At 33.4% G+C, this 17,763-nt stretch carries 11 protein-coding genes and 1 pseudogene; 9 read left to right on the forward strand and 3 right to left on the reverse strand.

Features of this window, described 5'->3' with window-relative positions; translation table 11 throughout:
* Positions 1-34: 34 nt before the first annotated feature.
* The 4 genes from KQI85_RS14525 to KQI85_RS14540 all read left to right on the forward strand — a co-directional run bounded on the left by KQI85_RS14525 (position 35) and on the right by KQI85_RS14540 (position 3,863).
* Positions 35-1,045: a sugar ABC transporter permease gene (locus KQI85_RS14525; RefSeq protein WP_253293916.1), complete on the forward strand. Its 1,011-nt coding sequence runs from the start codon at positions 35-37 to the stop codon at positions 1,043-1,045.
* 11 nt (positions 1,046-1,056) lie between these two features.
* The gene (locus KQI85_RS14530) at positions 1,057-1,938 is read left to right on the forward strand and encodes a carbohydrate ABC transporter permease (protein ID WP_216576786.1); all 882 of its coding nucleotides are present in this window, start codon (positions 1,057-1,059) and stop codon (positions 1,936-1,938) included.
* 127 nt (positions 1,939-2,065) lie between these two features.
* Positions 2,066-2,782 carry a rhamnogalacturonan acetylesterase gene (locus KQI85_RS14535; RefSeq protein WP_216576787.1) on the forward strand — a complete coding sequence of 239 codons (717 nt, stop codon included), beginning with the start codon at positions 2,066-2,068 and terminating at the stop codon, positions 2,780-2,782.
* Positions 2,783-2,894: 112 nt separating this feature from the next.
* Positions 2,895-3,863 (forward strand): pectinesterase family protein, encoded by a 969-nt coding sequence (locus tag KQI85_RS14540; protein ID WP_216576788.1) that lies wholly within the window; start codon positions 2,895-2,897, stop codon positions 3,861-3,863.
* A 229-nt stretch (positions 3,864-4,092) separates the two neighbouring features.
* Here the strand turns inward: KQI85_RS14540 and KQI85_RS14545 are convergent, their stop codons facing one another.
* Positions 4,093-5,868, reverse strand: coding sequence for an ABC transporter ATP-binding protein (locus tag KQI85_RS14545; protein WP_216576789.1), 1,776 nt, complete (start codon positions 5,866-5,868; stop codon positions 4,093-4,095).
* Positions 5,869-6,274: 406 nt separating this feature from the next.
* Between KQI85_RS14545 and pulA the strand changes: the two genes are divergently transcribed.
* Positions 6,275-8,188 (forward strand): type I pullulanase, encoded by a 1,914-nt coding sequence (gene pulA, locus KQI85_RS14550; protein WP_216576790.1) that lies wholly within the window; start codon positions 6,275-6,277, stop codon positions 8,186-8,188.
* A 77-nt stretch (positions 8,189-8,265) separates the two neighbouring features.
* A complete protein-coding gene (locus KQI85_RS14555; protein ID WP_216576791.1) occupies positions 8,266-9,120 on the forward strand; it encodes an N-acetylmuramoyl-L-alanine amidase in 855 nt (284 codons plus the stop codon).
* An 18-nt stretch (positions 9,121-9,138) separates the two neighbouring features.
* On the opposite strand, the pseudogene KQI85_RS14560 reads toward KQI85_RS14555, so the two are convergent.
* Positions 9,139-10,002, reverse strand: a pseudogene (locus KQI85_RS14560) (peptidoglycan-binding protein); the annotation flags it as partial.
* Positions 10,003-10,651: 649 nt separating this feature from the next.
* Between KQI85_RS14560 and KQI85_RS14565 the strand changes: the two are divergent.
* From KQI85_RS14565 to KQI85_RS14575, 3 genes are all read left to right on the forward strand, one after another.
* Entirely contained in the window at positions 10,652-11,725 is a 1,074-nt protein-coding gene (locus KQI85_RS14565; RefSeq protein WP_216576793.1) for a carbamoyl phosphate synthase small subunit, read from the forward strand.
* Complete coding sequence (gene carB, locus KQI85_RS14570; protein ID WP_216576794.1) at positions 11,725-14,931, forward strand: carbamoyl-phosphate synthase large subunit; 3,207 nt, start codon at positions 11,725-11,727, stop codon at positions 14,929-14,931. Before KQI85_RS14565 ends, carB begins: the two co-directional genes overlap by 1 nt.
* Before the next feature lie 489 nt (positions 14,932-15,420).
* Positions 15,421-15,654, forward strand: a complete 234-nt coding sequence (locus KQI85_RS14575) for a hypothetical protein (RefSeq protein WP_216576795.1) — start codon at positions 15,421-15,423, stop codon at positions 15,652-15,654.
* 128 nt (positions 15,655-15,782) lie between these two features.
* On the opposite strand, the gene KQI85_RS14580 is transcribed toward KQI85_RS14575, so the two are convergent.
* On the reverse strand, positions 15,783-16,604 hold the full coding sequence (locus KQI85_RS14580) for an HAD-IIB family hydrolase (protein ID WP_216576796.1): 822 nt from the start codon (positions 16,602-16,604) through the stop codon (positions 15,783-15,785).
* Between the last annotated feature and the right edge of the window lie 1,159 nt (positions 16,605-17,763).

Here is a 17,763-nt window from a genome sequence, read left to right on the forward strand (position 1 = left end):
GCGGCATACCAATTATTAACGCAGCTCCAAACATATGCGAGTAGACTCGCGATGGGATGATTTATTTAATGAAAGGAAGACAATATCGATGAGTAAAAAGAAAAAGAATCAGGTAAGTTCAAAGCCTTTATCTGCAAGAATCTATAATCACAGATGGTTTTACTTAATGTTTCTACCAGTATTAGTATTTATTATTGTTAATAACTACTTACCAATGCTTGGCCTACGCTATGCATGGTACAATTACAATGGTGTAAAAGAACCCGTTTTCGTAGGATGGGACAATTTTGCGAAGATGTTCTCAAAGGCAGGCTTCTGGAGAGCGTTTTATAACACTTTACAACTTAGTATTATTAAATTAATCTTAAACACATTTGCGGCAGTAATAATCTCAATATTATTGAACGAAATGGTAAATTTGGCATTTAAGAAGTTTACACAGACACTTATTTATTTACCACATTTCATGTCATGGGTTGTTACAGCTTCTGTATTTGGCTTAATCTTAGCACCAACAGATCAGGGTCTTGTTAATACAATTCTTAAAGCAATTGGTGTAGTTGACGGTACAGCAGAAAGCCCATACATTTACTTCTTAGGAAGTAAGACATGGTGGAGACCAGTCTATTATGTTATAAATCTCTGGAAAGATACAGGATGGGGAACAATTATCTTCATGGCTACATTAGCAGGTATCAGTCCAGAACTTTACGAAGCAGCACAGATTGACGGTGCTGGTCGTTGGCAGAGAATGAAATATATCACATTACCTAGCTTAGCTAATACTATTATCACAGTATTAATCCTTAACTTAGCTAAGGTTATGAACCTTTTCGAATCAGTATTCGTTCTTATGAATGATATTGTTGTAGAACAGTCAGACGTTCTTGCTACATACATTTACTCACAGACATTTAACAGTGGTACAATACCAAACTTTGGTTATACAACAGCTGTAGGTCTTGCAAGATCTGTAGTTGGATGTTTCTTAGTTTTAGTTTGTAACTACGCTAGTAAGAAAACACGTGGTAAAGGTATTGTATAGGAGGTGTCATGATGAAGGAAGAAAACAAAGTTATAGACGAAAGATATGTTTATAAACCTAAAAAAAGAAAATTAAAACCATTTGAGATTATTAACGGTATTATTTTCGTTATTATCTCATTGATTATCATAGTTCCTATTTGGAAAGTTTTGGTTGACTCACTTGATGCTAAGACAGCTTACGGTCTTAACTTATTACCACAGACATTTTCATTAGTAGGATACAAGATTATTGTAACAACTGAATCTCTTTACAGACCATTTATCATTTCAATTGTTACAACATTAGCTGGTACATTCTTAGGATTATTACTCTCAACACTTGGTGCTTATGTATTAATCCAGTATGAGATGCCACTTAGAAATTTATTTGCTAACTTATTACTGTTCACAATGTTATTTAACGGTGGTATGATTCCAACATACTTAGTTTACAAACAGTTACATTTCACTAACACATTGTTAGCAGTACTTATCCCATTAAGTATTAATGTATATAACTTAGTACTTATGAGAAACTTCTTCGATGGTATTCCTAAGGGACTATTCGAAGCAGCAGCTATTGATGGATGTTCTCCAATGAGAATATTTATCCAGATTGTACTTCCATTATCAAAGGCAGCACTTGCATCAATCGGTCTTATGTTTGCCGTTGGTTTCTGGAACGACTATACAAACTACAAATTATATATCACAGATAGTAAGTGGTATAACTTCCAGATGAAGTTACGTGGAATGATGTTAGGTAGTGATTTACCAACAGCTTCAGGTGTATCAGAGAATACACTTAAGAACTCAGCCGTTATGGTAGCTATCATTCCTTTCATGATTATCTATCCTTTCTGTCAGCAGTACTTTGTTAAAGGTGTTAATATCGGTGCTGTTAAGGAATAATACCAATTATTTGAGTTAAAGCATTATAGTGGGGCGTATTATTTGCGCCTCACTTTTTTGCATAGATAGCAATTTAAGTAGCAGACAGCAAATAATAAAATATAAATATATAAATAGGAGAAAAAATATGAAGATATTTTGGGCAGGAGATTCAACAGTAAAACAGAATGACATTTCAAGCTATCCACAGACAGGAATAGGTCAGGGAATGTTATTATATGTTAAAAAGGATATTCAGATTAGAAATTTTGCAGAGAATGGAAGAAGCACTAAAAGCTTCATTGATGAAAACAGACTAGATATGATACAAAAAGAGATTGGTGCAGGTGATATGTTATTTATTCAGTTTGGACACAATGATGAAAAACCAGATGAAGAGAGACATACAGATCCAGACACTACATTTAAAGAAAATCTTAGAAAATTTATTAAAGTTGCACGAGATGCAAGTGCATATCCGGTTCTTATAACACCATTATATAGAAGGATATTTGTATCAGAACATGAGTTAACTAAAGATACACATGGAGAATATCCAAGAGCAATAAAAGAAGTTGGTGATGAACTTAATGTACCTGTAATAGACTTGTGTGAGATAAGCAGACAGTTTATAGCAAAATGCGGAGACGAACCAAGTAAAAGATACTTCATGCATCTGGCAGAGAAAGAATATCCAAACTTCCCGGAAGGAAAGAAAGATAATACACATCTAAGATATGAAGGTGCAGTAGAATTCGCAGGAATGATTGCATCAGAACTTAATAAACTGTCAGGTATTTACTCAGATATTCTTGTTGAAAACAAAGGATTTGATGAGCGAGAAAAGTGGTTATTAAAAGATTAAATATTAGCATATAGTTAAGAAATGCAAAGATATTTAAAAATTTATTGAAATATCAGTAAGATAAAGAATATATGTTAGAATATTAGAGCAACATTTGTGAGAGGTGATATATATGATAAGCGTTGGTAAAACAAAATGTGATACAGAATCAATTAATGAGACTATAGAACTAGCTAGATACAACAATGATAGAGAAATTTTTATCACTAATGGAATATATAAAGAAAAGATCTTACTAGATATAAGCAACATCACAATTACAGGTGAAGATAGAGAAAAAACTATTATAACTTATGGAGACTATGCAAAGAAGAAAGACTGCGATGGAATAGAATATGGTACATTCAGAACAGCTACATTTAGAATTGATGCAGATAATGTAACACTTAATAATCTTACTATAAAGAATTCTGCTGGTAATGGAAGAGATTATGGTCAGGCAATAGCACTATATTCAGAAGGTGATGAGATAAGAGTTAATTCATGTAAGTTAATTGGATGTCAGGATACACTTTTTGCAGCTCCACTTCCACCGAAAAAACCTGGTATTGGCAAGAATGGAAAAGGCCCAAAAGCAGACTGTGAACGTAAAAATGGCAATCAGTATTATATAGACTGTTATATAGAAGGCGATATAGATTTTATATTCGGTGGAGCGAGAGCATATTTTAAAAATTGTAATATATTCTCAAGAAAGAATATTACAGAAGAAGACGGGCGAAATGGAGATAATATAATAAAAGGTTTCGTTGCTGCACCATGCACACCTCAAAGTGAAAAAATAGGATTTGTATTCAATAATTGTATATTTGAAAGCGACAATGACCCTGAGACTGTGTATCTTGGCAGACCATGGAGAGAATATGCCAAAGTAGTAATAATTAATTCTAAGATTGGAAATCATATAAAAAGATGTGGATGGCATGATTGGAATAAACCAGAAGCCCATACGACAATGGTATTTGCAGAATACAATAATACAAATGATGAAAAACCGGTTGATATGAGTCTTAGAGAGAACTATGTTCATAATCTTTCAGAAAGCGAAGCACAGGAGTATATAGATTACTTTGAGAGATAAATACCTGTAAAACCATATTATGAAAGTAAGTAGTTCATATATAAAATCATCGTTTGTCATAGGTTTCACCCACTACCTTTAGGTGGTGGGTAGTTGACAATAGTAGATAGTTCACAAAAGTAAGAGATTTTACAAAAACAGATAATTCACAAAAGTCTAGGTTGCGAGTATATTAATCACAACCTAGACTTTTTGAATATTTAAGCAGTACTAAATGTCTATATAAAGATTAACTTTGAATAGCTTTCATTTTATAAAAAGCACCTTTAAGAGCCATAAGCTCATCATAAGTTCCATACTCAATACACTTTCCATTATCGATAACAGCAATTCGGTCAGCATTTCGGATAGTAGAAAGTCTGTGAGCAACGACAATAGTAGTTCTGTTTTTGGTAAGATTATCAAGAGCTTCCTGAATAAGTTTCTCAGATATACTGTCAAGAGCGGAAGTCGCTTCATCAAGAATAATAACCTCTGGAGAACGAATAAGAGCTCTAGCTATGGATATTCGTTGCCTCTGACCACCAGACAATTTACCACCATGTTCACCAATCTTAGTATCAAGTCCATCTGGCAGAGAATCAATAACATCTTTCAGATTAGAATCTTTAATAATCTGCATTAGTCGTTCATCACTTACATCAGACATACCATATGTAATATTATCACGGATACTACCAGAGAATAGGATAGTATTTTGAGGAACAACAGCAAGATGCTTTCTATAACTGTGCAAGTCGATTTTAGTAATATCTTTGCCATCAATTAACAATGTACCGGAGTCAGGTAGATTAAAACCTATTGCGAGATTAAGAATAGTAGATTTACCTGCACCTGACTCACCAACAAGAGCAAGAGTTTCACCTTTGTTAATCTTAAGATTAAGATGATCAATAATATTGTGATTAGCACCTTTATAAGAGAATACAACATCTTTAAACTCAAATTCGCCATTAACATCTTTAACCTTTTCTTTGCCGGTATTATCTTCAATATCATGTGCAAGCAGAACTTCACCAATAGATGTAACAGACTCAAGTCCCTTAGAGATAGTAGGGAAAAGAGTTATAAAAGAAGATACCTGGTTAACAACAGTAGAGAAATAGCTCTGATAAAGAGTAATATCACCTACTTGTATTTTTTTGTTATAAGCAAGATAACTTGTAAAAGCCAGACATACAACCTGGAATATCTGAAAAACAGCCCAACTTACAGAACCAAAAGTAGACTGAATCATATCAAGAGAATAGCCCTCTTTAGCAACCTGGTTAAGTTGTGAAGTCATTTTTTTAACCTCTTGTTTCTCAAGTGCATGAGCCCTTGTAACAGGAATAAGCTCAACCATCTCCATAACTTTTGCAGAAGTTTCTTCCATTTCACGTCTAAATATTTTATTTCGGTATCGTATTTTCTTCCTGAATCCCACTATTGTTAGTGCAGCAACCGGAACAGATAGCAAGAAGAACATAAATACGATTTTACTCTTAAAAATAGTTACACTAAGAGCAACAACAACATTAAGAATAATATTAAGCAGACTCACAAAAACCTGCGATGAAAGAGTTTCAACACCTTCAACATCACGCATAATTTTAGATTGAAGGCGTCCAGACTGCATCTCAGTATGGTAAGAGATAGACAACTGCTGTAATTTTCTGACCAAAGTTCCACGAAGTCCTGCTTCAACATTACGGATAGCAAGACTCCTAAAACGTGTATGAAGATAATTAGTTGGAATATTAAGAAGAATTAAAAAAAACATAATACCAATGTTAATCATAATCATATGAGGAGTATTCTCATCACCTGCAGTAACATAGTTAATCAGATTTGCAGTAACAATAGGAAGAACCCATACCGGACTATGTTTTATAACAAAGAAAAAAGTAGATAGAAAAAATTTATAATAATTTCCTTTGTATATACTTAAAAGCGTCTTAAGAGGATGTCCGGCATTTTTCTTATAACATTGCAAAAAATAATCTTCATCATATTGCTTTTTCATATTAGTACCTCCTGTATAAAAAATAATAGTACCAACTATTATACTTTAATATATTTCGTTTCACAATAGAGTTTAGAATATATAAGAAAGCTCTTTTTAAATAAAAATATATAGATTATATCTTGACTATATAATTACAAAATACAATAAGAAACAGTAGATATATAAATCGTAAGATATCTAAAAGATGGACTTTAGCTATACAAACAATACTTTTCGAAAATAACAGATGAAGATATGAGATTAATGTATCAACCACTAGACTTTTACGATCAAAACATATACAATGGAATAACCGTAAGAATGGACAAAGATGGTAATCAGGAATATGTTGTAAGATCTGACGGATATACAAATACTGGGGATAATATTTTGTAAAAGAAAGTTTGTAAAGGAGAAAAAGGCAATGAAACAAAGATATGAAAGCAAGGAATTTGAAGAACAGTATCACTATGAAGGTGAGCTTGGAGCATTGTATACAAGTGAAAAAACACAATTTATAATACATGCACCAGAAGCTGATGAAGTAAGATTAAATCTATATGAAAAATACACAGATTCAGAAGCATCTAAAGCAATAGTGATGACACCGGGAGATAGAGGCATATTCTCATCAACAGTAGAAGGTGACTGTAAAAATAGAGCCTATACATATACAATAGTACGAGACAATAAGAGTGTTACAGCAGCAGATATGTATTCTAAAGCAGTAACAGTTAATGGTGAAAAAAGTGTTGTGATAGATCTAAAAGACACTAATCCACAAGGATTTGACATAGATACATATTATAAACACAGACCTGACAATGCTATTATATATGAACTGCATGTAAAAGATTTTTCTTATGACAAAAATAGTGGAGTAAGAGAAGAATACAGAGGCAGATATCTTGCATTTACAGAAGAAAATACAACATTTGAAGGTAAAAATACCTGTATTTCATATTTAAAAGAACTTGGAATAACACATGTACATCTTTTACCGGTATTTGATTTTGCATCAATAGATGAAACAGGCGATAATAGTCAGTTTAACTGGGGATACGATCCACTTAACTATATGGTACCGGAAGGTTCATATTCAACAGATGCCACTAATCCATTAACAAGAATAAAAGAGATGAAAGAGATGATACTGGCGCTTCATAATGCAGGAATCGGAGTAATAATGGATGTTGTATATAACCACACATACTCATTGGATTCAGTATTTGAGAAGACACTTCCAGGATACTATTACAGACAATTTGAAGACGATACATATTCAGACGGTTCAGCATGTGGTAATGAAACAGCAAGTGAGAGAAGCATGTTTAGAAAATATATAATAGATTCAGTATTATATTGGGCGACAGAATACCATATAGATGGATTTAGATTTGACTTAATGGGACTATGTGATACAGACACACTTAATATTTTAAGAAAAAAACTGAATAAACTTCCAAATGGAGAGAAAATATTAGTATATGGCGAACCATGGACAGCAGCAAAGTCACCAATGAAAAAAGGAATGATACCAGCTGTAAAAGCCAATATAGATAAGTTAGATGAAGGAATAGCAATCTTTTGTGACAACTCACGAGATGCCATAAAAGGAAGCGTATTCATAGCAGAAGGAAAAGGATTTGTTCAGGGAGAAGAACTTGAAGATGAGATATGCGATACAGTAACAGCATGGTATAAAGGCACAAAAGGCTTTCCGGCACATTCACCAAAGCAGATAATCACATACGTATCAGCACATGATAACTATACACTATATGATAAACTGATACTAAGTGCGATAGATGAAAAAGAAAGTGATTATGTAACATATAATCCATATATTGTATCTATCAACAAACTTGTAGCAGCTATAGTATTTACTAGTCTTGGAACACCATTCATTCAGGCAGGTGAAGAATTTGCAAGAACAAAAGAAGGCGATGAAAACAGCTATAAATCATCACCGGAGATAAATATGCTGTCATGGAGTAGAAAAAATGAATATGAGACATTAACATCCTATTATAAAGGACTCATAAGATTAAGAAAAGAATTCTCAGGATTTAATATGACAGACAGTAATGACATAGCTAAGAATATTACATTCATAAAAAAAGAAAAAGGCGTTGTATCATTTAAGATCAAAGCACTATCAGAAACAGACAGATACAAAGAACTTTACATAATATACAATGCTGCAGATAGAATTAATATAGTTGATACACAAGGTTACAAAGTAATTGCCGATGATACAAAAGTATATGATGAAGGAATAAAAGTTACTGACAGCTATATTATGCCACCAAAATCAGCATTAATACTGGCAAGATAGTAGAAAAATATTACATATAGTAACAATAATTGGCTGAATTTCATACATTAAATAAAAGAAAAGTATGAGGTAGCTCAATGAATTATACAGTAGTAATCGACCCGGGTCATGGCGGAAATGATCCGGGAGCTGTATACAATGGAAGAAAAGAAAAAGATGATACACTAAATCTTGCACTTGCAGTAGGTAATATACTTGAAGAAAATGGTATAAATGTAGTATATACAAGGACATCAGATGTATATGAAACACCATTTACTAAAGCAACAAAAGGTAACGAAGCAGGTGCAGATTTTTTTATAAGTATTCATAGGAATTCGTCAGAGAAGCCTAATGAATATAACGGAACATCAACACTAATATTTGACAACGCCGGTATAAAAAAAGAAATGGCAGCTAATATAAATGCAGAACTTAAAAAAGTAGGATATAATGATCTTGGAACAGATATAAGACCTAACCTTGTAGTGCTAAAGAGAACCAAAATGCCGGCAATACTTGTAGAAGCAGGATTTATTAACAGTGATAAAGATAATGCACTTTTTGATGAAGAATTCTATGATACAGCTGATGCAATCGCAAAAGGTATACTTAAGACATTAAGAAAACAGGAAGAATATGTAAAAAATACATCAACAGAACAAAAAATAGAAGCATACAAAGAAAATACTGATAATATCAATAGCGATAATAATATGGAATGTATATGTGACAGAGAAGAGATATACAGAGTACAGACAGGAGCATTTGAAAATCAGGCTAATGCAGATACAATGTTAAACAGATTACTTATGGAAGATATACCAGCTTTCATAATATATGAAAACGGGCTGTACAAAGTCCAGGTAGGAGCATACAAAAAGTTAGACAATGCAGTCAAGATGGAGAGAAGGCTAAGAAGAATGGGATATAATACTTATATAACAACATAGCAAAACTGTGGCATATTAGGTCATCCAATTAGGGCATACAGTATTACGTCCATCACAATATTGAGTGAGAATAGGCTGCTTTACATTAGGTCTTGATATATAATACCCAAACAGTTCATCAACAATAAGAGAGATATTCTCAAATATATTGCGTCCATATACCCACTTGTGATCAAAAGCAGTAGAAGAAGTAATTGTAAAATCATAACCTTTGTTGCGATACCATTCTGTATACACTCTATTAAGAGTAAAAGACATAATAGCAAGAACATTAGCACGTATAGCTTCATCAGGCCATGTAGAATATATCTCGCTGCTTGCAACATTAGCGATATAATCACTGTATCGGACATAATAATCCTTAGCAGTAGGATCAGACGGAGCACCATCATGAACAATAATATATTCAGGAACAACAACACGACTTAATACAATCTCACCGGATGCATTAACCGGTTTAATTTCGCTTTCAGCAATTTTTGGAGGATAATCGCCATAAAGAGTATGAGCAGGAACGGTGATAACTTCAAAATCAGGAGAATAAGAAGAATCACGTTCAAGAACAACCGGAAGAATAGCTACCTCATCAGGAAGAATTTCGACACCAGATGCCAGATAAGGAACAAATCCGGCAGCCTTAACTTTAATAGTATATTCAGAATAAGGCTGTACAGAAGAAGGCGAGAGACTATAAGATAAGGAAGGCGCAGCAAGCTTAAATATACCACTTTGCCCATTAACATTAGTACTTCCTGAGAGAACCGGAGAATCAGGATCGCCGGAAAAAGACACAAGAATATTAGCACCGGCAACAGGAACAAGATTATCAGTTGTAACATCAATACGTAAAGAACCTTCATAATTATTAATAGAACTATCCATAATAACACCATATTATTTTTATTATATAATATTGAAAAAAATACAAATGTTTACAAAAGAATGTGAATTCACTTAATAATCTCTTATATGCTTCACGTTATAAAGGATAATTTAAGGACACATAATAATTTATCAACACAATCCTTAACATATAGTGCTTAATAATAGTTGCTGAATTAAGACATGATATAATATAAGCAATGTGCAAAATTTAATAGACGACAATAAGAATAATGACAAATTGGTGATATTAAATAATAATAAATTACATAAAAATGCATAAAAATGTAACAAAATATATAAAAAGTAGAGTAAAAGATAAAAAGGCCCGATATGACATAAAAATGATGCATAAATATGTGACAGTATACTCCCTATATAATATATAGAAAGCAAACTAATAAATACATAGAAAAAAACTTAATAAGTACATACAAAAAAAATTAATATTTATACTTGAAAAATACTACGGTCTGTGGTAGAATTTTTACAATTTGAGTACAAAAAAGTTAACACATTTTAAAAGACTTCTGTCTTTTTTTTTGCGCATATACAGCGATACTTGTTAAAAACTCAGATGAGACAAATTTACAAGCGGTGATTGCATATAAGCAGCATCAGAAAAAAGAAAGGGAACAAAGGTGGTATAATGAAGGCTTTTCTAATACTAGAAGATGGCACTGTTTTTACAGGCGAAAGCATTGGATCAACACGCGAAGTAATAAGTGAGATTGTATTTAATACTTCGATGACAGGATATTTGGAGGTACTAACTGACCCTTCATACGCAGGGCAGGCGGTTGTTATGACTTATCCACTAATTGGTAATTATGGAATATGTCACGCAGACGAGGAATCAGGAAAGCCTTGGCCAAGCGGATATATTGTTAGAGAATTATCAAGACTCCCTAGCAATTTCAGAAGTGAAGATACAATACAAAATTTCTTAAAAGAACATGATATTCCAGGTATTGCAGGAATTGACACAAGAGCACTTACAAAGATCTTGAGAGAAAAAGGAACAATGAACGGATGTATTACAACTAATGAGAATTATGATCTTGATGATATAATAGCAAGAACAAAGAAGTATACATGTGCAGGAGTAGTTAAAAAAGTAACATGTTCTGAAAAACAGATTCTTAAAGGTGACGGATATAAAGTAGCACTTCTTGACTACGGTGCAAAGAGAAACATCGCACGTTCACTTAATAAACGAGGCTGTGAAGTAACAATCTATCCAGCATTCACAACAGCAGAAGAGATAATAGCATCTAATCCGGACGGAATAATGCTTTCTAACGGACCTGGCGATCCAGCCGAATGTGTAGAGATAATCGAAGAAATTAAAAAATTATATAACACAGATATTCCAATATTTGCAATATGCCTTGGACATCAGCTTATGGCACTGGCAACAGGAGCAAAGACACATAAGATGAAATATGGACATAGAGGAGCCAATCATCCAGTAAAAGACTTAGAGACAAATAAAGTCTATATTTCTTCACAGAACCATGGATACGTTGTAGATGAAGAAAGTCTTGATGAGAATGTAGCAGTAAAAGGATTTGTAAATGTTAATGATGGAACAATCGAAGGATTAAAATACGTTAACAAGAATATATTTACAGTACAGTTCCATCCTGAGGCATGTGCAGGCCCTAAGGATTCAGACTTCTTATTTGACAGATTCATAAAAATGATGGAGGATAATAAATAATGCCAAGAGATAATAGTATAAAAAAAGTTTTAGTTATTGGTTCAGGTCCGATTGTAATTGGCCAGGCAGCAGAATTTGACTATGCTGGTACACAGGCATGCCGTTCATTAAAAGAAGAAGGCATAGAAGTAGTACTTGTTAACTCTAACCCTGCAACAATTATGACAGATAAAGACATTGCAGATATGGTATATATCGAGCCACTTACAGTAAAAGTTGTCGAACAGATTATTTTAAAAGAAAGACCAGATAGCGTTCTTCCAACATTAGGAGGTCAGGCAGCACTTAATCTTGCAATGGAACTTGAAGAAAGTGGATTCCTTAAAGAAAACAATGTAAGACTTATAGGAACAACATCACTTACAATTAAAAAAGCAGAAGACCGTCTTGAATTCAAGAATACAATGGAGAAACTTGGTGAGCCAATAGCACCATCAATCGTAGTAGAGAATGTAGAAGATGGTATAGGATTTGCTAATAAGATAGGATATCCAATAGTACTTCGTCCAGCATATACACTTGGCGGTAGCGGCGGTGGTATCGCACACAATGAAGAAGAACTTGTAGATATACTTTCTAATGGATTAAGACTTAGCCGAGTAGGACAGGTATTAGTAGAGAGATGTATCGCAGGATGGAAAGAGATAGAATACGAAGTAATGCGAGACAGCAACGGTAACTGCATTACAGTATGTAATATGGAGAATATAGATCCTGTAGGTGTTCATACAGGTGACAGTATAGTAGTTGCACCATCACAGACATTAAGTGATAAAGAATATCAGATGTTAAGAACAAGTGCATTAAAGATTATAGATGAACTTAACATAACAGGTGGATGTAATGTACAGTATGCATTACACCCAACAAGTTTCGAATACTGTGTAATTGAAGTTAACCCACGAGTTAGCCGTTCATCAGCATTAGCATCAAAAGCAACAGGATATCCAATAGCCAAAGTTGCAGCAAAGATAGCATTAGGATATACACTTGATGAGATTAAAAATGCAATTACAGGTAAGACATACGCAAGCTTTGAGCCAGCACTTGACTACTGTGTAGTTAAGATACCAAGACTTCCATTTGATAAATTTATCATGGCAAAGAGAACACTTACAACACAGATGAAAGCAACTGGAGAAGTAATGAGTATCTGCACTAACTTTGAAGGTGCATTAATGAAAGCTATACGTTCATTAGAACAGCATGTAGACAGTCTTTTCTATGAAAACTATGGAGAACTTAAGACAGAAGAGATTGAAGAGATGCTTCATAGAGTAGATGACAGAAGAATATTCGTTATTGCAGAAGCATTAAGAAGAGGAATCTCATATGAGACAATCCATGATATCACTAAGATAGATATGTGGTTTATTGATAAGATCGCAATAATAACAGAGATGGAAAAACGTCTCAAAGAAGAACCACTTACAAAAGAACTTCTTCTTGAAGCAAAGAGAATAGAATTCCCTGATAAGATAATAGGAAAACTTACAGGCAAGACAGAAAAAGAGATAAAAGAACTTCGTAACGAATATGGAATAAGAGCTGCATTCAAGATGGTTGATACATGTGCAGCAGAATTTGAAGCAACAACACCATACTACTATTCATGCTTTAATAGTGAGAACGAAGCAGAAGAGACAACACCTAAGAAAAAAGTACTTGTACTTGGTTCAGGTCCAATCCGTATCGGACAGGGTATCGAATTCGACTACTGTTCAGTACACTCAACATGGGCATTTAAACAGGAAGGATACGAGACAATAATCGTTAATAACAATCCTGAAACAGTTAGTACAGACTTTGATATAGCAGATAAACTTTACTTTGAGCCACTTACACCAGAAGATGTAGAGAACATAGTAGAATTTGAAAAACCAGATGGAGCAGTAGTACAGTTTGGTGGACAGACAGCAATCAAACTTACAGAAGCACTTATGAAGATGGGCGTTAAGATTCTTGGAACAAGTGCAGAAGACGTTGATGCAGCAGAAGACAGAGAATTATTCGATGAGATACTTGAAGAGTGTTGTATACCAAGACCACAAGGTAAGACAGTATTTACAACAGAAGAAGCACTTGCAGCAGCACATGAACTTGGATATCCAGTACTTGTAAGACCATCATATGTACTTGGTGGACAGGGTATGCAGATAGCAATCTCAGATGAAGAAATCGTAGAATTTATGAAAGTAATCAACAGAGTAGAGCAAGAGCATCCTATCCTTGTAGACAAATATCTGGTAGGAACAGAATGTGAAGTAGATGCAGTATGCGATGGAGAAGATATATTAATACCTGGTATAATGGAACATATTGAAAGAGCAGGAATACATTCAGGAGACTCAATATCAGTATATCCGGCACAGAACTTCTCAGAGAAGATAATAAGAGTACTTGAAGATTATACAAGAAAGCTTGCACGTTCATTACATGTAAAAGGATTAATCAACATCCAGTTCATAGTAGCAGATGGAGAAGTATATGTAATTGAAGTTAATCCACGTTCAAGCCGTACAGTACCATATATAAGTAAAGTAACAGGTATACCAATTGTAGAACTCGCAACAAAAGTAATCATTGGTAATACAATCAAAGGATTAGGTTATACACCAGGATTACAGCCAAACGCAGAACATGTAGCAATCAAGATGCCAGTATTCTCATTCGAAAAACTTCGTGGAGCAGACATAAGCCTTGGACCAGAGATGAAATCAACAGGTGAATGTCTTGGTATAGGTAAGACATTCAACGAAGCATTATACAAAGCATTCTTAGGAGCAGGAGTTAACCTTCCAAAATATAAACAGGTAATTATGACCGTTAAGAATGCAGATAAATTAGAAGCAGTTGAAGTCGGAAGAAGATTCGAAAAACTTGGTTATAAGATATATGCAACAAGAAGCACAGCAAGAGTTCTTAACGAGAATGGTGTACATGCAATAAAAGTTAACAAACTAGATCAGGAATCACCAACAATCCTTGACCTTATCTTAGAACATAAGATAGACCTTGTAATCGATACACCAACTAATGGACGTGATAAGACAAGAGATGGCTTCCTTATAAGAAGACATGCAATAGAGACAGGTGTAACATGTTTAACAAGCCTTGATACAGCGAACGCATTATTAACAAGCCTTGAAACAGAAGATGGAACAGACTTATCACTAATAGATATTGCAACAATCGATAGAAAATAGTGAAGATAAAACTTATTAACAAAGTTGATATTAGCAGATATAGTAGATAAGCGAATTGAAAAGTGCTAATAATATAAGATAATGTTGTAACAATTCATTGAAATGCTTTAAAGTATATACTAGCAGCAAGTAGTGTGTAACTGCTTGTTGCTAGTATATTTTATAAGCTAGAGCATAAAACTCGCTACCTTTAGGCGATGGGTAGATAAAACTCACTACCTTTAGGTGATGGGTAATTCACGAAATGAAATATCTTCTATCATTCGTGGTGAGTGTGAGTGAGGTAACTAGCAAGTGACAAATAAAGAATATATATTATTTAAATGTTGCATTTTACAAAATATATGATATATAATGAAAATATGTAGTCTCTGAAACAAACATGCATTAAAAACTGTAACCAGTAATTGCTATTTTGACAAAGAAGATGCTCGTATGCAATCCATATAAGAAAAGTAAGAGATTATCGAAAAAGAAAGGGGGATATATATGGTGAATCCAATGGAAGCGATGAAAATGAAAGGAATGCTTGATGAATTTAGAACTAATCATCCAAAAGTTCTAAAATTTTTTCAAAATGAGTCAACAAACATAGAAGTAGGTACAATAATAGAAATGACATTAACAACACGTTCCGGAGAAACAGTTTGTACAAATATAAAAGTAACACCAGAGGATATGGAACTAATAGAACAGTTTAAAAAGATGGCAAGTCAAAAATAAAACTTGCCATCTTTTTAGATTATACGAAGATTGTGATTATACCAAAACAGTCATTATACGAAGATAACGATTATATGAAAATAGTCATTATACAAAGATAATGATTATACCAAAAGAGTAAACAGTTATTATATGAAATTAAAATGTTTTAAAGCATATTCAATTCCATTATCGCTGGCATTTTTGGTTACAAATGAAACTTTGTCTAGCAGTGAAGCAGGTGATGCATTTCCCATAGCAATACTATTAGGCACAGCAAGAAGCATAGGTAGATCATTATTGCTGTCACCGAGAGCAAAAGCATCAGATATATCAAGATTATAATAATCAAGAACTGCAGTTATACCAGTGCTTTTAGAATATCCTTTAGGAACAAATTCTCTAAAATTGCCACCACGATCAATGCAGTCAAAAAATTTATCACTTACTTCGCAAAAATAAGGAATATCATCAATATTTTTAAACCAAATGACGAATTTGTCGCATGAAAAAGACTCCTCTTCTGGATTAAGGTTCATATCATATCCTCTATTAATGAAGGCATTATATTGTTTAATAGCACCATCGTTAATTAAAGGTCGTTTCATATCAAAACATACATAATTCTTAGATTCAAATAGCAAATCAAGTTCAAAATTACGTGCATGCTTTAAAATTGACATCACAGTGTTATGTGGTTGCTCAAGATGAAAAATTTCAGTAAAAGTTGAGTTAGGAGTACCAGGTTTTCGACAATAGATATTAGTTCCACATCCACAGACAAAGCCATCAAAGCCAATATCACGAAAACGTTTCTCAACATTTTGCATACATCTTCCAGTATTAATGAACATGAGATGACCATTCTCTCTGGATTTAGCGATAGCAACTTTAACACTTTCTGGGATAGAACCATCAATTTCAGAAGTAAGAGTTCCATCAATATCAAAAAAAGCAATTTTCCTATTCATATCTTAAAATATTCTCCTTTTATTTTTAAATACTATGTGAACTACTCATCACCTAAAGGTAATGGGCTTATAAGGAGCTGCGCTCCTATTTAAGAAGTTTGATATTTAAGTTTCCACCTAATGAATTAGGCAATCCTTATTCTTACAGGCGTGTCCACTTCGTCTCTACTGTATAGGATATTCATATCCACAACGCTGCTTTTACGCATAATATTCAATGCATCATTTATGTCTGCATTAAGTGTTTTCCCATTCGCAGTTCTGTAAAGCCAACGATATACTCTATCGCTACTAAACTCATATTCATTGGGGGTGTCGTTGTTGTAGGCAGGAAGTTCATCCCTGAAAAAATAGTAACTAGTAATACAAAAGACACATTATAAATAATAAGATGGAAGATATAATTTTGCAATCAAAAAAATAAATTATAAAGTATATACGGAAAAAATAATATAGAAAGCACCATAAACAGTCAATTACCCACCACCTAAAGGCAGTTGGAGGCGCATATGACAAACAGAAATGGAAATATAGCAATGTTTATAGAAAAAGACCACCTAAAGGTAGTTGGAGGAGCCTATGACCACCTAAAGGATTTTATATATGAAAAATAGAGTCTGCAATGACAAAATCACTAAATATCATAAAGTTAATGAGTATGTATATGTGAAATAATTGGGAAATTGTATATACAATTCAACGCACATACAGTTTGAAAGAACTCCAAAAGCAATAAAACACGTCATAGATTTTGAAAATAAGTGTATCTATAAAAGAACAAAAGAAACTGTTGACACATTACAAAACGTGTGGTATCATAAGTCTTGCTGTTGAGGAAATGCAGAAAAATACAGCATTTCAGATACTTTGAAAAATATTTATTAAAAAAATAAATAAAAAAAGTGCTTGACAGAATAACACAAAAGTGTTAAACTGAATAAGTCGCTGATGACAAACAAGTTTACATAATAAATTGTATGTTAAAAGGTGACAATTCAGAACTTTGAAAACTAAACAATAAAACAACCTTGAAAATTCCGGTTCCAACGAAGTTGGAACGAGAACATTTTTGAAAAAGTTGTGCTGAACTTAAAACAGTAAAAACGAGGATAAATTAGCCAAAAGTTGATTTTGAATCAGATTCAAACTTTATTTGAGA

The sequence above is a fragment of the Falcatimonas sp. MSJ-15 genome (assembly GCF_018918265.1).
Lineage (GTDB): Bacteria > Bacillota > Clostridia > Lachnospirales > Lachnospiraceae > Falcatimonas.